This is a genomic window from Peribacillus alkalitolerans (assembly GCF_010882125.1).
Classification (GTDB): domain Bacteria; phylum Bacillota; class Bacilli; order Bacillales; family DSM-1321; genus Bacillus_BN; species Bacillus_BN alkalitolerans.
The window spans coordinates 14,493-34,293 of the sequence record NZ_JAAGVZ010000020.1 but is presented as its reverse complement, the minus strand read 5'-3'; the positions used below and the strand labels follow the sequence as shown (position 1 = coordinate 34,293).

Annotated in this window: 22 protein-coding genes and 1 other annotated feature; of the genes, 6 read left to right on the top strand and 16 right to left on the bottom strand. The window is 37.6% G+C overall.

Annotation, left to right across the window (positions count from 1 at the left end):
- Nucleotides 1–13: 13 nt before the first annotated feature.
- Entirely contained in the window at nt 14–1,210 is a 1,197-nt protein-coding gene (locus tag G3O09_RS18140) for an MFS transporter (protein WP_163102861.1), read from the bottom strand.
- Between the two features lie 136 nt (nt 1,211–1,346).
- On the opposite strand from G3O09_RS18140, the gene G3O09_RS18135 reads away from it, so the two are divergent.
- Together G3O09_RS18135 and G3O09_RS18130 are read left to right on the top strand one after the other, a co-directional pair.
- Entirely contained in the window at nt 1,347–1,541 is a 195-nt protein-coding gene (locus tag G3O09_RS18135; RefSeq protein ID WP_163102860.1) for a YqzH family protein, read from the top strand.
- Nucleotides 1,542–1,601: 60 nt separating this feature from the next.
- The gene (locus G3O09_RS18130; protein ID WP_163102859.1) at nt 1,602–1,748 is read left to right on the top strand and encodes a hypothetical protein; all 147 of its coding nucleotides are present in this window, start codon (nt 1,602–1,604) and stop codon (nt 1,746–1,748) included.
- 44 nt (nt 1,749–1,792) lie between these two features.
- Here G3O09_RS18130 and G3O09_RS18125 read toward each other — a convergent pair whose 3' ends face one another.
- The 7 genes from G3O09_RS18125 to G3O09_RS18095 form a co-directional block, all read right to left on the bottom strand.
- Complete coding sequence (locus tag G3O09_RS18125; protein WP_163102858.1) at nt 1,793–2,239, bottom strand: threonine/serine exporter family protein; 447 nt, start codon at nt 2,237–2,239, stop codon at nt 1,793–1,795.
- 16 nt (nt 2,240–2,255) lie between these two features.
- The gene (locus G3O09_RS18120; RefSeq protein ID WP_163102857.1) at nt 2,256–3,011 is read right to left on the bottom strand and encodes a threonine/serine exporter family protein; all 756 of its coding nucleotides are present in this window, start codon (nt 3,009–3,011) and stop codon (nt 2,256–2,258) included.
- 155 nt (nt 3,012–3,166) lie between these two features.
- Nucleotides 3,167–4,507 carry a DUF4179 domain-containing protein gene (locus tag G3O09_RS18115; RefSeq protein ID WP_163102856.1) on the bottom strand — a complete coding sequence of 447 codons (1,341 nt, stop codon included), beginning with the start codon at nt 4,505–4,507 and terminating at the stop codon, nt 3,167–3,169.
- Nucleotides 4,500–5,024: a sigma-70 family RNA polymerase sigma factor gene (locus G3O09_RS18110; protein WP_163102855.1), complete on the bottom strand. Its 525-nt coding sequence runs from the start codon at nt 5,022–5,024 to the stop codon at nt 4,500–4,502. Before G3O09_RS18110 ends, G3O09_RS18115 begins: the two co-directional genes overlap by 8 nt.
- A gap of 81 nt (nt 5,025–5,105) precedes the next feature.
- A complete protein-coding gene (locus G3O09_RS18105; protein WP_163102854.1) occupies nt 5,106–5,639 on the bottom strand; it encodes a DUF3221 domain-containing protein in 534 nt (177 codons plus the stop codon).
- A 332-nt stretch (nt 5,640–5,971) separates the two neighbouring features.
- Nucleotides 5,972–6,763 (bottom strand): SDR family NAD(P)-dependent oxidoreductase, encoded by a 792-nt coding sequence (locus G3O09_RS18100; RefSeq protein ID WP_163102853.1) that lies wholly within the window; start codon nt 6,761–6,763, stop codon nt 5,972–5,974.
- A gap of 5 nt (nt 6,764–6,768) precedes the next feature.
- Nucleotides 6,769–7,731, bottom strand: a complete 963-nt coding sequence (locus tag G3O09_RS18095) for an MBL fold metallo-hydrolase (protein ID WP_163102852.1) — start codon at nt 7,729–7,731, stop codon at nt 6,769–6,771.
- 200 nt (nt 7,732–7,931) lie between these two features.
- Nucleotides 7,932–8,150, top strand: a binding site (T-box leader).
- A 59-nt stretch (nt 8,151–8,209) separates the two neighbouring features.
- Here G3O09_RS18095 and proC point away from each other — a divergent pair.
- Both proC and namA read left to right on the top strand, forming a co-directional pair.
- The gene (gene proC, locus G3O09_RS18090; protein ID WP_163102851.1) at nt 8,210–9,055 is read left to right on the top strand and encodes a pyrroline-5-carboxylate reductase; all 846 of its coding nucleotides are present in this window, start codon (nt 8,210–8,212) and stop codon (nt 9,053–9,055) included.
- Nucleotides 9,056–9,135: 80 nt separating this feature from the next.
- Entirely contained in the window at nt 9,136–10,152 is a 1,017-nt protein-coding gene (gene namA, locus G3O09_RS18085; protein WP_163102850.1) for an NADPH dehydrogenase NamA, read from the top strand.
- 56 nt (nt 10,153–10,208) lie between these two features.
- Here namA and G3O09_RS18080 read toward each other — a convergent pair whose 3' ends face one another.
- Nucleotides 10,209–10,643, bottom strand: a complete 435-nt coding sequence (locus tag G3O09_RS18080; protein WP_163102849.1) for a PH domain-containing protein — start codon at nt 10,641–10,643, stop codon at nt 10,209–10,211.
- Between the two features lie 135 nt (nt 10,644–10,778).
- Nucleotides 10,779–11,693, bottom strand: coding sequence for a ribonuclease Z (rnz, locus tag G3O09_RS18075; protein ID WP_163102848.1), 915 nt, complete (start codon nt 11,691–11,693; stop codon nt 10,779–10,781).
- A gap of 470 nt (nt 11,694–12,163) precedes the next feature.
- Between rnz and zwf the strand changes: the two genes are divergently transcribed.
- Nucleotides 12,164–13,633 carry a glucose-6-phosphate dehydrogenase gene (zwf, locus tag G3O09_RS18070; RefSeq protein WP_240338485.1) on the top strand — a complete coding sequence of 490 codons (1,470 nt, stop codon included), beginning with the start codon at nt 12,164–12,166 and terminating at the stop codon, nt 13,631–13,633.
- Between the two features lie 15 nt (nt 13,634–13,648).
- Nucleotides 13,649–14,263, top strand: a complete 615-nt coding sequence (locus G3O09_RS18065) for a cyclase family protein (protein ID WP_163102846.1) — start codon at nt 13,649–13,651, stop codon at nt 14,261–14,263.
- A 59-nt stretch (nt 14,264–14,322) separates the two neighbouring features.
- Here the strand turns inward: G3O09_RS18065 and G3O09_RS18060 are convergent, their stop codons facing one another.
- The 6 genes from G3O09_RS18060 to G3O09_RS18035 all read right to left on the bottom strand — a co-directional run bounded on the left by G3O09_RS18060 (nt 14,323) and on the right by G3O09_RS18035 (nt 19,748).
- Nucleotides 14,323–14,466: a hypothetical protein gene (locus G3O09_RS18060; protein ID WP_163102845.1), complete on the bottom strand. Its 144-nt coding sequence runs from the start codon at nt 14,464–14,466 to the stop codon at nt 14,323–14,325.
- 204 nt (nt 14,467–14,670) lie between these two features.
- The gene (gndA, locus tag G3O09_RS18055) at nt 14,671–16,080 is read right to left on the bottom strand and encodes an NADP-dependent phosphogluconate dehydrogenase (protein ID WP_163102844.1); all 1,410 of its coding nucleotides are present in this window, start codon (nt 16,078–16,080) and stop codon (nt 14,671–14,673) included.
- Between the two features lie 87 nt (nt 16,081–16,167).
- Nucleotides 16,168–17,427: a DNA polymerase IV gene (locus tag G3O09_RS18050; protein ID WP_163102843.1), complete on the bottom strand. Its 1,260-nt coding sequence runs from the start codon at nt 17,425–17,427 to the stop codon at nt 16,168–16,170.
- A gap of 67 nt (nt 17,428–17,494) precedes the next feature.
- Nucleotides 17,495–17,923, bottom strand: a complete 429-nt coding sequence (fabZ, locus tag G3O09_RS18045; protein WP_163102842.1) for a 3-hydroxyacyl-ACP dehydratase FabZ — start codon at nt 17,921–17,923, stop codon at nt 17,495–17,497.
- 130 nt (nt 17,924–18,053) lie between these two features.
- Nucleotides 18,054–18,530, bottom strand: coding sequence for a chemotaxis protein CheW (locus G3O09_RS18040; protein ID WP_163102841.1), 477 nt, complete (start codon nt 18,528–18,530; stop codon nt 18,054–18,056).
- Nucleotides 18,531–18,626: 96 nt separating this feature from the next.
- A complete protein-coding gene (locus tag G3O09_RS18035; RefSeq protein ID WP_163102840.1) occupies nt 18,627–19,748 on the bottom strand; it encodes a tripeptidase T in 1,122 nt (373 codons plus the stop codon).
- Between the last annotated feature and the right edge of the window lie 53 nt (nt 19,749–19,801).

The window sequence follows — 19,801 nt, the reverse complement described above, 5'->3', positions numbered from 1 at the left end:
GTGTTACATGCTATTAGGCTGACAATCTTTCCTTGGATGTGTGTATGATTTTCTTGCCATAAAAAATGATAAAACAAGTAGCTAACAAAATGAAAAAGCTTGAAATTTGGAAGATTGTTCCGATAGTAAAAAACTGTGCAAGCAACCCGAAAACCAGTCCGCTCACACCAATGCCGAAATCGATGGAAGAGAAGATCATTCCATTGGTCACACCACGTCGATTGTCTGGAGTCAATTGCAAGGCCCATGACTGTAAGGTTGGCATCAAACAACCAATTCCAAGACCAAATAAAGCTCCTGAGATTGCAATCATAAGACTAGAATGAGCTAATGATAGGACCCAAAGACCTGAAAAAGAAAATCCAAGACATACTGTCACAATACCTACGGGACCGTGCAAATCAAACCACTTCCCTGCAATCGGTCTTGAAACGGAAGCCATGAGAGCATTCAATAGATAGAAAAGAAAAATGGACTCAATGTGACGTTCTTCTCCAAAAATCACAATGAAAGTCACAACTGACCCATATCCAAACGAAGCCAAAAATGTGATGAAAGCTGGAAACCAACTGGATTTTTCTATAAATGAGCCCCAATAAGAAAATTTTAAGTCCTCTTTTTTTGTTTTATCAACTGCTTGCGGCGTTTTGTATTTTACCATCCATAGCAACAAGATCGATATCAAACCAAGTACAGCTGAAATAAGTATTAAATTAAAGAACGAAGTGACGTGGAATAAGTATATTCCAAGGCTAGGTGCAATGATCATTCCAAGAGAAACAGACAACCCAAAATACCCCATACCTTCCCCGAGCCTTGAATTAGGAATGACATCGACTGCTGCTGTACCATTAACTGTAGTTGACCATCCCCAAGCTAAACCATGTATCAAGCGAAAAAGAAGGAAAACAAATACTATAGTAGATTGAGGATAAAGAAGAGTAATGAGGAACAAAGAAACAACACCAAGCATCACGAGTGGTTTTCTGCTACGGTACTCCAGCATAAATCCAATAAACGGACGTATGACAACTGCCCCAATTGAGAACAATGCAGTGACCAAACCAATTTCTAATCCAGATGCACCAAGTGATTTTATATATGGTGGTAAAGTAGGAATCAACATTTGGAATGACATAAAGACAAATAAATTCCCTACCAAAATAAGGATAAATGATTTTGTCCAGAGTCTGTCTTTACTTATATTCATTTGTGAACCTCCCCAAGGTAGTATCATCCCTTATTTCGTATCACTAAATAATAGCACAGGACATTTAAAATTAGAAAGAAATTCAATTAGCAATATGATATTCTCATTTTAGAAACCATTAAAGAGGAGTAGTGTAATGGATCAAGCCTTGATCAAAAAATACATAAGAAATTGCTTTTTACAATATGCCCACAATCAAACTAGCATCCCAGTTGGGGATGAAGATTATAAAGACTTAATACAACAAGTGGAACAGATAAGAAAACAACAGCCCTCATTAGAAGTGCATGAGATTGTCCATGATGTTGTATATGAATATTTAACTGTATAAGAAATTTAATGAAAAATCCCCCTTCAAACGTCATATACGTTATAAAGGGGGAATGAACAAATGGTATTATCAGTTCTCATCATTATTGGTTTTTTATTTATTTTGTTCAGCCTTGGGGGAGTCTTTATCCTCGCCATTACATCCGCGGTCAATATAAAGGATTCAGTTCGGATTGATCCTTTACCTAAAGATGAAAACAATCATTGAGTCCATTTTCATGTCCCAATTGACTGGTCAAATCCAGTCTTTTTTCATGTAGTTTTTTTTATCATTTGACTTTTTCTGTATAGCTGATGGAGCACTTCTGAAAATACAAGACCTATTGCTATAGCTCCCGAGATCATAAACGCCTTGGCCGCAAGATTGATGGCTGCATTGTAATCATTCTCTACAAAGTTTCGCATCGCATCATATGCCATTCCACCAGGTACAAGAGGAATAATTCCACCTACTGTAAAAATGATGATAGGTGTTTTATATTTTTTGGCAAATATCAGACTGATAATGGCTACTAAAAAAGATGAAACAGCAGTAGCCATCATCATATCCACCTGAAAATATGACAATGTAATATAGCAAATCCATCCAGCCATTCCGGTAAACCCACATTTCACCACCGAATCTTTGGGAATGTTAAAAATGATACCGAAAGCGGCTGATGCCACAAAGCTAGTTATCATTTGCTCAATAAACATCATTTGACTAACCGCCCTCCTATAAGAATGTAAGCACTACTGCTATTCCTCCACCGATTGCGAATGATGTTAGAAATGCTTCTGCACCTTTCGATAAACCAGATAATAAATGTCCTGCCATTAAATCCCTAACAGCATTAGTGATCAATAAGCCCGGAACGAGCGGCATAACTGAACCAATAATAATTTTATCTAGCTCGTATCCCCATCCGAAATGAACAAACGTATAGGCTAAACTCCCAATGACTATGGAAGCCAAAAACTCAGAAAAAAACTTAATGGATATACCTCGTTGTAATCCAGCCATGGCAAGGAAACCCGCTCCTCCTGTAATCACTGCAGGAATAAAATCCACCCACCCGCCTTGAAACATGATCAAGAAGCAACCACTTGAAATTGCCGCAGCGAGAAACTGGGTCCAAACCGAAAATGACATTTTGGCCTTTTCGATTTCTTGTAGTTTTTCATAAGCCTCTTGTATTGATAGCTTGCCTTCACTGATATTCCTAGACACACGATTGACCAAAGTAACTTTCAATAAATCCGTCGTCCGTTCAGAAATTCTAATTAATTTTGTTTTTGTCGGCTCTGCAGTTTCGATAGAAAAAATGATTCCCGTTGGTATTACAAAACTATGAGAGTTTGGTATACCAAATGAAGCAGCTATTCGCATCATTGTATCCTCTACTCTATAAGTTTCAGCACCATTTTGTGCAAGTATTTTCCCTGCCAGTAGACACACTTCCATGATATCGTACTTTACTTGCTGTTCCATTACATCCCCCTACCGTAACTTCTTCTTAAATAACATTTATATCGCAAAACCTTAGGAGATATCAATTATTTTCCTATAAAACATTAATTAATATTTTATAAAAACAAAAACCCCTTGATTTCTCAAAGGATTTTGTTGAATTAGTCTAGTTTGTTTTACTTTATCTTTACTTTCACTTCTTTTTCTATCCATGATGGATAAAAAAACAATTCAAGCCTGATTGGATTTTTAAAGGTTGCTAAGACGTCATTTCCAAAAGTGACTCCCATTTGTTGTTTTCCCTCATCAGTAGTAGTCATGTATGAATTATGATCCATAATTTTTCCTGTGGAATCGGTAATATCGGAAAAGATAAAATAATTGAACCCATTTGAATTGTCGGTATTATACCCAGTAGTTTCCAAGATGAAAGTAAATTCCTTATTGTTAACTTTAAAATCCGATAGCTTCTCACCTTTTGGCTGCTTTATTATCACTTGTTTTTCCATATCGACTAAAACATATGCTTCATCTTTGTCAACGGCTTGTATTTTATTGAATGCTACATATAACTCTTTTGGTTCTCGGAAATAATTACTCTGTAAATACAAGATTTTTTCAAGAGCGGAAATATGGCTTGCAGTAGAGCCATTTTGTATTTTCGTCCACGTTTCTCCATTTTCATCTATCAGACGAATATCTTGAAATTCTAACAGTTTTTTACTATTCGTAGGATCCATAACAAGATGAATAGCTATTCTTAATGGGTATACGGTAATCTCTTTGATTGTGATTCGCTGCCCCTCAACTGTTACTGTTTCGTCTACTTGATAGGATTTCATTTGTTTTAATGGCTTCTTTAATTCAAACGGGATGGAAAACGTTTCTATTTGATTATTTTTTTTCACTTTCAAATCAATTTCAAATTTACTAGCATTAATTGCATCTTGGAAGAAAAATTCTAGATTTCCACTAAGCTTATTTGAACCTTCATTTATTTCCGGACTTCCAAAGGATAGTGATGCTAAACTAATCGGAGAACCATTCAAAGAGCGGATTGTCGGCTCTTTAATGTCTAGTAACTCATGCGCTTTCGTAGTGTCAATGGTATAAAACAAAACCATGCCCTTTTCATCGGCAATTACAGAATTAATGGTAACATTTATCCCATTCTTTTCTTGAGACTGATTAATTTCTTGAAGATAGTCATTTTCAACAGCTGCCAAAAGGCCTTTATCATTTCGAATTAAATCCACTACATTTTCCATGCCAGGAAGGACAGATACAAAATCTGCGAAGGTAGGTGAGATACGGATCGAAGTAAAGAAACTCATTAGAAGGATAGCCGCTGCTACAATTGGAAACAGGATATGCTTTCTTTTCTTTCTTACTTTTGCTTCTTTTTTAGCACGATTTAGTCCTCCCATAATTGCAGTATCTATCTGCTCTATTGGAATTTGGACTTCATGATACTGCTTGTTCATTTCAGCAAGTACACCCTCTTCTCTTTCAAACATTCCGTACCCCTCCCTTCTCCTCACCTAAATGTCCTCTTAGTGCTTTCAATGCTTTATATAACCAAGTTTTCACTGTACCTTCAGGACAATCCATTATTATCGCTATGTCAGTTATACGTAAGTCGTGAAAATATTTAAGTGCGATAATTTCTCTAGATCGTTCATCTAGAAGATTCATAGCTTCCTCAATTTCAATGAATGAATAATCAGATTCCTTTCCTTGCAATAGAATCTTTTTTTCATCCAATATCATTCGTTTCTTATTCTTTAATGAGTCGTTACAATAATTCATCATAATTCTAAGAATCCAAGTCTTGCAGTAAGTGGGTTCCTTAAGCTGACGGATACTTTTATATGCTCGGTACGTCACTTCCTGAACAGCCTCTACAGCATCTTCTTGATTTTTCAGGAAAGCAAAAGCCATTTTATACAAATCTATCTTAAAAAAGTTCATAACCTCCAAAAAAGCCACATCGTCCCCTTTTTGGGCACGTCGGACCACGCCTTCCACATCCATGAGCGAAGTCCCCCTTTCCAATTTGAGTCTATAACCATTAGACTCTGAAGGTTGAGAAAAGTTTTAAGAATTTACTATTTTTTATTCCTCGATAGCATCTTGATAAAGAATTTCATGAGTTTCTGCCGATACGGTTACTTTATAGCTGCTATCAAGATTTGAACGACTCATTACCGTCATGACATAAACACGTTCGCTTTCATGCCAATCCACATTCGTAATGATGAATCGATCCTCCACTGAATGACTTAACTGGTCTAAAACATCGTCCATCATTTCTGATTCAGTTAAACTTTTTTGGTCGGTCAATATAATTATTTTTCCAGCTGTTGCGTTTGAAGGAAAAGATTCAGCAATAGGGCCTTTGGGATATGCCTTGACTTTCATCCCAAGTTGGATTCCATCTAAACTCCTCTTTTTATTCTTCGAATCTGTTAAAATCGTTTCATCGGTTACATGAAAGACTGTATCTCCTATCAAAAATTGATTCCCATTGACCACATCTGTTACAAAACCTTCTTTGGAAGGACCATAAGATGTGTTTTGGCTTCCTATATTTTGACATCCTACCAAAAATATCGCGATTGACATCAGTAAGATTCTTAGACGTTTCATACTCTCACCTCATTTTTTCTACTTTATATGACAGGATTTAATGCATTTTAGTTTCAAGTTATTATAATGGAATCCTCATTAATAAAAATATACTTTGTACATCCAATTATACTATGTTTCTACCTTAGGCACTTCGAAGTGCAGTTACTAAGCTGAACCAGCGTATTTTATCAATAATAAATAACCGCACCTATTAAGGTACGGTTAAAAATGTCCCATACAGTATTATTTTTTAGGCTCTGTTAAACGGGGCTGTTGATTTCCCATTCCAGGCACTCGCTTTCCGCGGGGCGGGCGCCTTCCACTCCAATCAACTTTAAGCTTTAACAGAGCTATTTTTTAAAAAAAGCATTTTTCCCTATTCTCTCAACAGTTTTAGGGAATAAGGTATAAAAAATACTTGCGGCATTCATCCATCCTGGCAAATTAATTTCTCTTTTGTTCTTCATCATGCTTTCAACGACTTTCTTGGCAACATATTCAGGTTTAAGCATGTATTTCTCCACACTTTTTACATAAGTGCCTGATTGGTCAGCCATAGTAAAGAAATCTGTCGCGATTGGTCCAGGATTAACCGTTGTCACATAGACATTGTCATCCATACATTCAAGACGAAGACTATTAGTGAAGCCAAGTACGGCATACTTGGTCGCTGAATACCCGCTCGACTTAGGTGTAGCAATTTTCCCTGCTTGGGAAGCAATATTTATGATGTGACCAGATTTTCTTCTTCTCATTTGGGACACAACCATACTGGTACAAGCGATTAATCCAAGTACATTGACGTCAAACATTTCTTTTACTTCCACTAATGTTGCTTCATGAACTTCCTTGAATAATCCGAAGCCCGCGTTATTAACTAGAATATCAATCTGATCAACTTGTTTATAGATTGCAGTGAAAACAAGTTCAACCTCACTTGGATTTGCTACATCTAATTGGAATGATAAAGCTTCAACATTGTAGGATTCTTTAATCAATAATTCTACTTGCTTTAGTTTTTCAATACTTCGGGCTAATAGTACAACGTTTGCACCATGGGAGGCTGCTTGAAGAGCGATTTCCCTTCCAATTCCTCCTGATGCCCCAGTGATGACCACCCATTTTTGTTCAAGGGTCTTCAAATCTTTCACCTCACGGAATATATCAAACCTGCTTCTGTATGACTTCCTTTAATCTCACCTAAATCAATTAAATAGTCAAGTTGGGCAATTGTTTCAGATAGGGTCAGACCAATTTCCTTCAAATACACTTTAGGAAACAGTCGTTGACAGAGTTGAAAAGCCGTTGATGGAGTTTCTTCAATCATTCCAAGAACTTTCATAGCCCTTGAATGCTGTGCTTCAAGCCGATGTTGAATAAGGGAAGGGACATCCATTATATTATCTCCATGTCCTGGAAAGACCTCTGATATAGGAAGATTTGCTAACTTTTTTAATGATTCATTTAATTGCAATTGAGGTCTTGGACGCAATTCGCCTTTCCTGAAAGGTGGCTCTAGTAATGGATTGGGTGAAATTTTCTCCAGTAACATATCCCCGCCGATTAACATTCCATCACTTTCTCTGAAAAATGACAGATGGCTTTGGGCATGCCCTAATGTTTCAATCGCTTTCCAACCTGCTAATCCAAGTAGTGAATCACCATCTTTTAAATAATTGCTTAACGTACGGTCACATGAATATTTAAGTGTCTTTCTTACCTTTCCTATAAAAGGTTTCAACTCATTCGGCAAACCAATTTCTTCGGCGAGTGAATAGTAAAATGAGTCATGTTCATCTAAAAAATCCTGTGTTAATTGAAGCCACCGTTGGTTATTTTCATGTCCAATGAAGGGCAATTCAGCTGGAGCAAAATCCACTCCTCCACAATGATCGGGATGATGATGGGTAATGAGAACCTGATCAAGGTCCTTCCACGTTAAACGGAGGTCCTTTAAAGCATTTTCAATTGCCTGACGACTCTCTTCCGTTTTAGGGCCAGCGTCTATTAATGTCAAAGCCTCACCTTTAACGATATATGCATGTACGTCCCCTACTGGAAAAGGGGTTGGTATGGTTATTTTCGCAATGTCATTTTGCCAATCAATCATTTTTATCACCTGATTCTTATTGGAATAATTTTATTTTAAAAAAAGATTCTTGAATAATTATTTATAATGAAACGTATAATTGAATTAAGTTTACCTTTTCTTATCACAATTGTCATTATTTTCGAATAATTTATTTTGAATTAGTAAAAAAACATGTTGACAAGCAGCTTGTCCATCCATCATAATCACAAATAACTTAAAACAGGGCAATGATTAAGACCAGTAGATAAAATATGGCAAAAGAGAGTGAGACCCACCGGCTGAAAGGTTTCATAGTCCACTATTTTATCGAACCTACCTTATGAGCCGTTAGGAAAACCTAACCGTAACTCCAGCGTTAATGGATTCGAGCAGCGTTGCATTTTTTTGAGCAACGAATGAAGGTGGTACCACGGAAGCAAAGACCTTTCGTCCTTTTTAACAAGGATGATGGGTCTTTTTTTATTAAAAAACTAAAAACGAAAAAGGAGGTCTTTCCATGAGCAAGCTTGCTTTTATAGGCGGAGGTTCCATGGCTGAAGCAATTATTTCAGGTATCATATCAAGAGGTGTGATTCTTCCCCCAGACATTTGTGTGATGAATAAAAGTGATAAAGAAAGACTGAATTTTTTACGAAATAGATATGATATCCAAACAACAGAAAAAGTTGAGGAACTCATGAAGGATGCTGAAATCATTATCCTAGCTGTCAAGCCAAAGGATGTGTATACTGCTCTTTCGACAGTAAAAAAACATTATAAAAAAGACACACTTCTCATTTCAGTTGCAGCAGGTGTATCAATTGATAGTTTGGAACAAATCCTTGGCAATGAAATTGCGATTATTCGTACAATGCCTAACACTTCTGCTGCTGTTGGTCGCTCCGCTACAGCGATGAGCAAAAATAAATACGTTACACCTGAACAATCGTTACTAGCCTCCAAATTACTTGAAACCGTTGGTATTGTAACCACTGTTACAGAAGAACAATTAGATGCTGTCACAGGACTATCAGGAAGCGGTCCTGCCTATATATATTACTTGGTTGAAGCTATGGAGCAGTCAGCGATGGAAACAGGTCTTGAAAAAGAAACTGCCAAACGATTGATAGTCCAGACTTTATTGGGGGCAGCTGAGATGTTAAGTCTTTCAGATAAAGATCCTTTTATACTTCGAAAAGAAGTCACAAGCCCAGGTGGAACTACAGAAGCTGGCATTAATATTCTCACTTCACATGGTGTACAGCAAGCTTTCATACATTGCATTAAAGAAGCAACAAAACAATCCAGGAGATTGGGAGAGCAGCTTAGCCTAGAAATCCAATCAAAATCAATGCCACTTTAACAGGCTAAATTTTTGGAACACTAAACAAGAATTGATATACTTGACTTGGGTATAAAAGGAAAAGTCAAGGAGTGAGAAAAATGGAGAGAAAGCTGTTTTCACCATTTACAGTGAAAGATGTAACCTTTAAAAATCGTATAGTCATGTCACCGATGTGTATGTATTCGAGCCATGAAAGTGATGGGAAAGTTCAAAATTGGCATAGAACACATTATACTTCCCGAGCGGTCGGAGGAGTTGGACTAATAATTCTTGAAGCAACAGCCGTTACTCCTCAAGGTAGAATTTCAGATCACGATTTAGGAATCTGGGATGATCAACACATTGATGGACTTAAAGAGCTAGTATCATTAATGAAAGAACAAGGGGCGAAAACAGGTATTCAGCTTGCACATGCGGGAAGAAAAGCAACAGTCGAAGGTACGATTATTGCACCTTCAGCCATTGCATTTAATGAGAAAAGCAAAGTTCCCGTAGAAATGACTATTGAAGAAATAGTCTCAACGGTTCAAGCCTTTAAGGAAGGGGCAACACGCGCGAAGCATGCAGGCTTTGATGTTATCGAGATCCATGGAGCACACGGTTATCTGATCAACGAATTCCTTTCCCCATTATCCAATACTCGAAATGATGAATATGGTGGAATTTCAGTTAATCGTTATCGATTCTTAAAAGAAATCATCACTGCGGTAAAAGAAGTATGGGATGGACCTTTATTTGTAAGGATTTCAGCAAACGACTATCATGAAAAAGGAATGACTCCAGAAGATTATATTGAAATCACCAAATGGATGAAAGAAGATGGTGTCGATTTGATTGATATAAGCTCTGGGGCAGTTGTTCCAGCCCCTATTCATGCTTATCCAGGGTACCAAGTTCCTTTTAGCGAAACCATAAAACATGGAGCTGATATTCCAACAGGTGCAGTAGGATTGATTACGACTGGAATTCAGGCGGAAGAAATCCTTCAAAACAATCGAGCAGACCTGATCTTCATAGCTCGTGAATTGTTACGTGATCCATATTGGCCAAGAACTGCAGCCAACGAGTTAGGTGTAGACATTCAAGCGCCAACCCCATATATTCGTGGTTGGTAAGAAATAAACGAAATGAGGGTGACTAATCGTCACCCTCATTTTTTATACTTCATAAATTAATTTGGTAATATTACGGATGGATTCTTCTTCTTTATCTCAAGAAAAAATGATTGATCATTCTTTGGTGCTGAAACAAGATTATAAGATAAAAATACATTCCCACTAGACAGTTGCTGTATGCTTTGTTCAATATTCAATCTCTTAAATGTCCAAGCAGGTGCTGAAATAGGATTATACGTATATGAAAGTCTTTTAATATCCCGGATTGGAATTCTTTTTTTTATCAGGCCATATACAATTACAAGATCCTGGTTTTCAATTATTAAATAAGATTGGAATAATGCATAGGTAAGAAACAATCCTAATGCAAACGGGATAATCGTTACTGGGATAGAAACCAAACCACCATCCTTAATAATTAAGGCAGGTAGAAATAATAAAAAAATGGTTAACACCACGAAAATAGGATTTTTTTTGACTTTGAACACCATTCATCATCACCTCTATTTTTTGAAAAACAGAATCGTTCTTGGTAATATTATACAGCAATTCAAGTGAAAAAGTTTTTAAACAACAAAAAAATGCTCAAGTAAGTTTATTTCTTACCAAAGCACCCTTTCTAATTTTTATAATTCAATCTTCAGCAAATCTTCAGCAACTATGACATCATCAAAGGTTTCCTTAGCTTCTGCAAGGAGTGTTTCTACGTCTTTTCCAACATACCTACTACTAATGTGGTTTAATATAAGCTTGCTGACATTGGCTTCTTTTGCGACACTAGCAGCCTGGGAAGTAGTCGAATGGTAATAAGAATATGCCATCTCTTCTTCCACTTTAGCAAAAGTTGCTTCATGTACTAATACATCGGCATCCAAGGATAACTCAACGCTTGCGCGACAATATCTCGAATCTCCCAATATTGTTACTATTTTGCCCTTTTTCGGTGGATTCAGAAATTCCGTTCCATCAATGGTCCTTCCATCCTCTAAAATAACCGTTTCTCCATTTTTAAGATTTTTGAAAATGGGTCCTGGTCTGATTCCAAGTGACATGAGATCATTCGCCTTTAATTCCCCAGGTCGATCCTTCTCGATGACGCGGTAACCCCATGATGGCAAACCGTGTTCCAGAAGTTTGGTTTCCACTTTAAATAAATCATCCTCAAAGATGACTCCCTCTTCGTTTTCAACAATTGATAATGCATATTTAAGATGTGTACCACTTACCTTTAAAGAGGTCCATACAAAATCCGCAATTCCCTTCGGCCCGTGGATAACGAGTGGTTCAGTTCCACCTTGAAAAGATCGACTTCCTAATAAACCTGGCAATCCAAATATATGGTCACCATGTAGGTGAGTGATAAAAATCTTTTCAATTCTTCTAGGCTTAACGGAAGTATGTAGAATTTGGTGCTGAGTCGCTTCCCCACAATCAAACAACCATACTGCCCTACGCTCCTCTAATAATTGAAGAGCAAGAGAAGAAACATTTCTTTTTTTCGCTGGAACACCTGCCCCTGTCCCAAGAAATACGATATCCAAACAAATCACTCCAACTGTTCATGACTATCCTTAAGAATAACCTTAAACTTATTAATGTTTCAACACTGTCTTAAAAGCATTACTGATACTATCTTATTGAAAAGTAATATCCTATATAAAAATGGAGAAACTACCAAAATCGAGTTCCAGTTTTTTACCTTCATTTACCCATTTTCTATTATTAGCCTTTTATATTATTCAGGAATGTTTACCTATCCTGATGATTTCCGCTCCAATCAACATATTACCAAAGCCACAATGTTCTTTAAAATAGTTCTTTAGAAAAAGCATTTTTCGACATTATATACAAAAGTTTAGGATATAGTGTGTCATAATGATTGATTTACTGTGACTTAATCTTTAAAATTATATATTTGTATGGGGTATTTTTAATTTGTAATTATTCGAGTTTAAATAGAAAAGTGAGGTTCCATAACGTGAGTAACAAACAAAGACCATCTGCATTAATCATGCTATTCGGAGCAACCGGTGATTTAGCGAACCGAAAGCTCTACCCTTCATTATACCGACTCTACAAAAAAGGGAAAATCACTGAGCGTTTTGCTGTTGTAGGAGTTGCTAGACGACAACTTAGTAACGAAGACTTCCAAAGATCCGTTAAAGAATCAATCCTGACTTATATCGGCGAGAATGTTGAGATTGATGAATTCATCTCCCATTTCTACTACCATTCACATGATGTAACTGACGCTGCTTCATACCGTGAACTTAAATCATTGGCTGAAGGGCTTGATTCTACATACAACTTAGAAGGCAATAGATTATTCTACATGGCTATGGCACCAGAATTTTTTGGCACAATAGCAGAAAGTTTAAAATCAGAAGGCTTGACCGATACAGACGGCTTTAAACGCCTTGTAATTGAAAAACCTTTTGGACATAGTTTCGAATCTGCCCAAGAATTGAACCGCAGGATTCGTACCGCTTTTGCTGAAGATGAGATTTACCGTATTGACCATTATCTTGGAAAAGAAATGGTACAAAATATTGAAGTAATTCGATTTGCCAATGCATTGTTTGAGCCGTTATGGAATAATCGCTACATATCCAATATCCAGGTTACTTCGAGTGAAACACTCGGAGTGGAAGAACGCGGTCGCTATTATGAAAAAAGTGGAGCTCTGCGTGACATGGTACAAAACCATATGTTACAAATGGTCGCACTTTTAGCAATGGAGCCTCCAATTAGACTAAACACTGAAGAGATTCGAAGCGAAAAAGTCCGAGTACTGCGATCATTCCGTTCTATGAATGTAGAGGATGTGAAAGATTATTTTGTACGTGGACAGTATGATAGCGGCATAGTTGATGGGGTGGAAGTTCCTGCTTATCCTAATGAGCAAATGGTTTCTCCTGATTCCAACACTGAGACCTATGTTGCTGGAAAGCTTATGATTGATAATTTCCGTTGGGCAGGCGTACCATTCTATATTCGTACGGGAAAAAGAATGGCTGCGAAGTCCACGAAAATAGTTGTCCAATTTAAAGATATTCCAATGAACCTTTATTACAATACAAAGGAAACATTGAATCCGAATTTACTGGTCATCCATATTCAGCCTGAAGAAGGTGTCACTCTTCACTTGAATGCCAAAAAATCAGGTCAAAGCATGACTACAACACCAGTTAGGTTGAACTTTGCTAATAAAAGTGTGGATCGGATGAACACACCAGAAGCATATGAAAAGCTATTATATGATAGCATGCGTGGCGACGCAACCAACTTTACTCACTGGGATGAAGTGGCATTGTCATGGAAGTTTGTAGATACCATTTCTGAAGCATGGGAAAACGCAAAAGAAGAGTCATTCCCTAATTATGCTTCTGGATCGATGGGTCCCCAAAGTTCAGATGATTTATTACAAAAGGATGGTCATACATGGTGGCCAATTGAAGAGTTTGACGTAGATAATTGCTAAATTAGGAGGGCATATATGAAGATATATGATGTAACGGCTCCCATCTTTAAAGGAATGCCTGTATATAAAAATAAACCAGAAAAACAACCAGAGATTTCGACTGTCACTAACGCTCATGTAACTGAATCACGCATCTCCATAGATGTCCACACTGGGACTCACGTTGATGCTCCTTTACACATGATGAATGAGGGTAGCACCATTGAGAGTCTCTCCATTGAACGTTTAGTAAGACATGCAAAGGTTATCGATTTAAAAGGGGTATCTGATAGAATCACAAAGGAAGATATTCAAGACAAAGGTATCAATAAAGGCGATTTTATTTTGTTCAAAACAAAAAATTCGTTTGATACCGAATTCAATTTTGAATTTATCTTTGTAGCTCATGATGCAGCAGAGTTCTTAGTAGAACAGGGTATCGAAGGAGTCGGAATCGATGCTTTAGGCATTGAGCGAGCCCAAGAAGGTCATCCTACTCATCGTGCTTTAATGGGACAAGACATCATTATTATGGAAGGCTTGCAATTAAAGGAAGTGCCAGAAGGTGAATACTTTATGGCCGCTTTACCACTAAAACTACAAGATGTTGACGCAGCTCCTGCAAGAATTGTTTTGATAGAAGGTATCTGAAAGTAAAAAAAGGATGGTAGTGGTCCATTTACATGGATAACAACCATCCTTTTTTCTATTCAAGAGACATCCTCTTCATTAATAACACGCGAATCCAATAATACCTCATCTGCAGTAAATGCTTTTAGCCAGTAGTTAGCAGCAGTTTCGACAATGGCCAGGACAACAAGAACAATGATAGTAATCCATAGGATTGTAGTCATGAACCTTCACCTTCCGTCTAATGCCTTTGTGAGAGTAATTTCCCCTAATAAGCTTAGTTTAAACGTTAGGGAGTATGGTAAAAAGAGTCATGGTCACTATCTTTTATGTCTAAATTTCATCAAATTCATGAACTTGGTAATAGGACTTTTGTATTTTTTGCTTAAAAAAAGAACACCGGAGAAATTCCCCGGTGCATTTTTAAATTATTTCATCCATTCTGTATGGAACACACCTGGTTTGTCTACACGCTCATACGTGTGAGCTCCAAAATAATCCCTTTGTGCTTGAAGAAGGTTAGCTGGCAATGTTTCAGTACGATAGCTATCATAGTATGCCAGCGCTGATGAGAAACAAGGAACAGGAATACCATTCATAACAGCTAAGGAAATTACTTCACGAAGTGCTTTTTGGTAGCTTTCTACTATTTCCTTGAAGTAAGGATCTAATAGTAGGTTCTTCAATTCTGGGTTAGAATCATATGCTTCTTTAATTTTTTGTAGGAATTGCGCTCGAATGATACAGCCTCCACGGAAAATCATCGCGATTTCACCATATTTTAAATCCCAGCCGTATTCTTCAGAAGCTGCTCTCATTTGTGCGAATCCTTGGGCATATGAAACGATTTTACTCATGTATAGTGCTTTGCGAATCGCTTCAATCAAAGCTTCCTTATCGCCTTTATACTCTTCATTCACAGGTCCATTCAGTAGTTTACTCGCAGCAACACGCTCTTCTTTCATCGCAGAAATAAAACGTGCAAATACGGACTCTGTGATAATTGGAAGTGGAACGCCTAGATCCAATGCACTTTGGCTTGTCCATTTCCCTGTTCCCTTCTGACCAGCTTTATCTAATATTACATCTACCATTGGTTTGCCTGTTTCATCATCATATTTCTTGAAGATATCTGCAGTGATTTCGATCAAATAGCTATCAAGTTCTCCTTTATTCCAATCTGCGAATACCTTATGAAGTTCTTCTGCAGATAAACCAAGGATATTTTTTAAAAGGAAATAGGATTCAGAGATTAGTTGCATATCCCCGTACTCAATTCCGTTATGCACCATTTTCACATAATGACCTGCTCCATCTGGGCCAATGTATGTAGTACATGCATCTCCATCTACTTTTGCCGAAATTTCTTTAAAAATAGGAGCCACAAGTTCATAAGCTTCTTTTTGACCGCCTGGCATGATTGAAGGCCCTTTTAAAGCTCCTTCTTCTCCACCGGATACTCCTGTACCGATAAAATTAATCTCTAATTCGCTTAGTTCTTTATTTCTTCTTTGTGTATCTACAAAATATGTATTCCCACCATCAATTAAGATGTCGCCTTTATCAAGATGCGGTTTTAATGCTTCGATTGTCGCATCGGTAGCCGCGCCAGCTTTGACCATTAATAGAATTTTCCTGGGTGTTTCTAGAGATTGTACAAACTCTTCCACTGTATAGGTAGGCTTAACATTCTTACCCTTTGCCTCTTGCATCATTTCATCTGTTTTTTCCTTTGAACGGTTATAAACAGAAATAGAATACCCTCTGCTTTCAATATTAAAGGCAAGGTTTTTCCCCATTACTGCAAGACCAACCACACCGATTTGTTGTTTTGACATGTTTTATACATCCTTTCGATTTGAAAATACGGATATTAAACTCATATTACTGTAGCAATTTTACCTAATCCACGCAAGTTAAAGCTTTCATTGACCTTTGTCGAAGAAGTCCTTGCTAAAGCTGGTCTCAGCACCCATAAAAGTTCCATTATTCCCCTTAGGTGCTATAGCCCCCTTTGAAATGATCCCTTTTCCGTACTTACTTTGTAGTTTTTCAAGGGCAGATATAAGCGGTTCTTCTTTGGCGTCTTCTTGAAAAGAAAACAAATCTAGCTGTTTGATCGCAGCGCTTTTTTCTTCCACTTCCAGAGCCGTTACACCGAGTAGCCTAATGGGATCTCCATTCCAGTTCTTTCGGAATATTTCAATCCCTTTCATGTGGATATCGTTAGCTTTAAAGATTGGGTTTAAGAGAGTCGTGCTTCTAGTTATGGTCTTCCAATCTTTATACCGGATCGTCACTCCTAATTTTAAACCTACTAATGATTTTTTTGCCAAGCGATAGGCAACCTTTTCAGAAAGTTGCTTAATTACTTGTTCCAACTCTTTTTGATTTGTCGTATCTTTCGGTAATGTAGTTGAATTTCCAATACTTTTATAATCATAGATAGATTCCGGGTCTACTTCACGTTGGTCAACCCCATTTGCTCTTTCTTTCAAACGAATTCCATTTATCCCCAACAGGGCTTTCAGTTGTATGTCTTGCGCTTTCGCCAAATCACCGATTGTTATGATACCGATTGTCGCGAGCTTTTCTGCCGTTTTTTTCCCTACTCCATGCATCTCTACACAAGGTAATGGCCAAATTTTGGATGAAACATCCCTTTTTCTTAGAATGGTGATTCCCATCGGTTTTTTCATATCTGATGCAGTCTTTGCAAGGAATTTGTTCGGAGCAATACCAATACTACACGGCAGATCCATTGTATCTTTAAGTCTGAATTGAATACTTTTAGCAATATCTAGTGGTGAACCAAGATGGGAAGATTGGGTTATGTCCACATATCCTTCATCTATCGAAACTGGTTCCACTAATGTTGAATATTGACGGAGTAAATGGAACATAGCCTCTGAAGCCTTTCTATATCGCTCAAAATTCGGCTTAAGGACAATAAGGCTCGGGCAGAGTTTTTTCGCCTCCCAAAGTGGCATGGTAGTTTTAATACCGAGTTTTCTTGCTTCGTAGCTACAAGTAATGATGATGCCTCTTCTTTCTTCGGTATTTCCAGCGATTGCAACTGGCTTTCCCCTGAGATTAGAATCATATGACATTTCCACAGATGCGTAAAAACTATTCATATCAACATGCAAAATCACTCTACCATTCTTTGGATAGTATTGACTCATACTCTACCCTCCTTTCCATACATCTATTTTACCAAAATGTATGGAAACTTCCCATGGATGTGGTTCATCAATCACCAAAAGCAAATATTAATTCAGCTTCGCACACTAGTTCACCATCTACTTTGGCGATTCCTTTGCCTTTGCCTATCGGACCTTTTAATCTTGTAATTTCTACTTCCAAGATAAGTTGATCTCCTGGTTTTACTTGTCTTTTAAAGCGACAATGATCAATTCCCGCTAACAAACCCAATCGTCCTTCATTTTCCTTTTTTGTCAGCATTACAACTGCGCTTACTTGAGCTAACGCTTCTACTATTAACACTCCAGGCATCACAGGATAATCAGGAAAATGTCCGTTGAAAAATTCTTCATTCGCTGAAACGTTTTTTATTCCCACTGCCCTTTTTCCTACTTCAAGCTCTATAATTCGATCCACTAATAAAAATGGATAGCGATGCCTTATGACATCTTTTATTTGTTGCGTATCTAAAAGCAAAGTTCCCTCCGAATTATGAGTAGTTATTAGTATCTGATACTAATTAAAACTATACTACTAATTTTATAGGTTGTAAAAAAGAAAAGCCCTGACTCATTGAGTTGTTTCTTACAACCCCGAGCCGGACTTATTATGATTCTTTAGCCGCATTAACATAGTCCTCTAATTGATTCATTCCATCAAGAGAGTGTAATAACTGAGCATGATCAATAATGGTAATCAATCTTCCATTAATATTTGCTACACCTTTTAAATACTCTGTCTTTTTATAGCCGGTCAACCCCAACTTTGTCATAGAGGAATCAGATACTTCTATTATTTCTTTTGCTTGACTACAAATAAGCCCAAATACAAAATCTTTATTCTGAAGAATAATCCATCTTGCTTCCACTGCAATCGGATCTGTGTCGAAACCATATAGGACAGTCCGAAGATCAAGTATTGGTAATACCTTATCACGAATTTTGCTCATCCCTTTTACATAGGAAGGAAATTGAGGGATAGGTGTCAATGGTCCAGGTTTTTCGATTGAAATCACATGTTGGATGGACATACCGTACTCCTCATTGCCACAATTAAAAACCACAATTTTATCTAAGTTATTCATCTTTTCACCCTCCCTTTATTTATTGAAAAGGAGTACCTGCCTCATAGCAAATACTCCTTTTATGTTCATAATCTTTACTCGGAACAAATGTTGATATTATTCCCCTGATACTTCTTCGATTATGGCAATAACCATTTCCCCAAGCTTTACAAGCTCTTCGATAGGCATTCTTTCATTTGTTGTATGGATGTCTTCATATCCAACTGCCAAGTTTACAGTTGGGATTCCAAAGCCAGCAATTACGTTAGCATCACTGCCACCGCCACTTTGTTGCAATTCACTTGGACGATTGATTTTTGTAGCTGCTTTTTTCGCGATTTCCACAACGTGATCTCCGTCGCCGAATTTGAAACCAGGGTACATGACTTGAATTTCAACGATCGCTTTGCCGCCCATTTCCTCTGCAGCGGATTCAAAAGCTTCCTTCATCTTACGCACTTGTTCTTCCATTTTCTCTGGGATAAGTGAACGTGCTTCAGCTAAAATTTCAACATGGTCGCAAACGATATTTGTTTGTCTTCCACCTTCAAATCGACCGATGTTTGCAGTCGTTTCTTCATCAATTCTGCCAAGTGGCATTCTAGAGATAGCCTTTGCTGCAATCGTAATAGCAGATACCCCTTTTTCAGGTGCTACACCTGCATGAGCTGTTTTTCCTTTGATTACTGCAGACACCTTCGCTTGAGTAGGAGCTGCTACCACAATGTTACCTACTTTACCGTCACTATCCAAAGCATAGCCAAATTTAGCAGTTACCAAATTGCGGTCTAAGGCTTTAGCGCCTACTAAACCTGACTCTTCCCCTACAGTGATAATAAACTCGATTTTTCCATGAGCGATATTTTGTTCTTTTAGAACACGGATTGCTTCAAGCATGACAGCTAAACCTGCTTTATCATCAGCACCTAGGATTGTAGTACCATCAGTCACTACATATCCATCCTGGATAGAAGGCTTGATACCTTTACCAGGCACGACAGTATCCATGTGGGAAGTGAAGTAAATAGTATCCACTCCATCTTTAGTAGCTGGAAGTGTACAAACTAAATTTCCAGCACCGTGTCCTGTTACAGCAGTTGTATCATCTTCGAAAACTTCAACACCAAGTGCAGAGAACTTCTCCTTCAGCACTTTACAGATTTCCGTTTCGAACTTCGTTTCAGAATCAATTTGCACAAGCTCTAAAAACTCTGCAAGTAAACGCTCTTGATTAATCATTTATACTACCTCCATATGTATAACGTACCAAAACAAGTATACCTATTCTAAGA

Coding starts and splice junctions, on each gene's coding strand:
- namA (WP_163102850.1), top strand. CDS start 9,136: ATGGAGAGAAAGCTGTTTTCACCATTTACAGTGAAAGATGTAACCTTT.
- G3O09_RS18040 (WP_163102841.1), bottom strand. CDS start 18,530: ATGAATAACTTAGATAAAATTGTGGTTTTTAATTGTGGCAATGAGGAG.
- G3O09_RS18060 (WP_163102845.1), bottom strand. CDS start 14,466: ATGACTACAATCCTATGGATTACTATCATTGTTCTTGTTGTCCTGGCC.
- G3O09_RS18135 (WP_163102860.1), top strand. CDS start 1,347: ATGGATCAAGCCTTGATCAAAAAATACATAAGAAATTGCTTTTTACAA.
- G3O09_RS18125 (WP_163102858.1), bottom strand. CDS start 2,239: ATGATGTTTATTGAGCAAATGATAACTAGCTTTGTGGCATCAGCCGCT.
- gndA (WP_163102844.1), bottom strand. CDS start 16,080: ATGTCAAAACAACAAATCGGTGTGGTTGGTCTTGCAGTAATGGGGAAA.
- G3O09_RS18140 (WP_163102861.1), bottom strand. CDS start 1,210: ATGAATATAAGTAAAGACAGACTCTGGACAAAATCATTTATCCTTATT.
- proC (WP_163102851.1), top strand. CDS start 8,210: ATGAGCAAGCTTGCTTTTATAGGCGGAGGTTCCATGGCTGAAGCAATT.
- zwf (WP_240338485.1), top strand. CDS start 12,164: ATGCTATTCGGAGCAACCGGTGATTTAGCGAACCGAAAGCTCTACCCT.
- G3O09_RS18115 (WP_163102856.1), bottom strand. CDS start 4,507: ATGTTTGAAAGAGAAGAGGGTGTACTTGCTGAAATGAACAAGCAGTAT.
- G3O09_RS18035 (WP_163102840.1), bottom strand. CDS start 19,748: ATGATTAATCAAGAGCGTTTACTTGCAGAGTTTTTAGAGCTTGTGCAA.
- G3O09_RS18120 (WP_163102857.1), bottom strand. CDS start 3,011: ATGGAACAGCAAGTAAAGTACGATATCATGGAAGTGTGTCTACTGGCA.
- G3O09_RS18095 (WP_163102852.1), bottom strand. CDS start 7,731: ATGATTGATTGGCAAAATGACATTGCGAAAATAACCATACCAACCCCT.
- G3O09_RS18105 (WP_163102854.1), bottom strand. CDS start 5,639: ATGAAACGTCTAAGAATCTTACTGATGTCAATCGCGATATTTTTGGTA.
- G3O09_RS18130 (WP_163102859.1), top strand. CDS start 1,602: ATGGTATTATCAGTTCTCATCATTATTGGTTTTTTATTTATTTTGTTC.
- G3O09_RS18080 (WP_163102849.1), bottom strand. CDS start 10,643: ATGGTGTTCAAAGTCAAAAAAAATCCTATTTTCGTGGTGTTAACCATT.
- G3O09_RS18050 (WP_163102843.1), bottom strand. CDS start 17,427: ATGAGTCAATACTATCCAAAGAATGGTAGAGTGATTTTGCATGTTGAT.
- G3O09_RS18065 (WP_163102846.1), top strand. CDS start 13,649: ATGAAGATATATGATGTAACGGCTCCCATCTTTAAAGGAATGCCTGTA.
- G3O09_RS18110 (WP_163102855.1), bottom strand. CDS start 5,024: ATGGATGTGGAAGGCGTGGTCCGACGTGCCCAAAAAGGGGACGATGTG.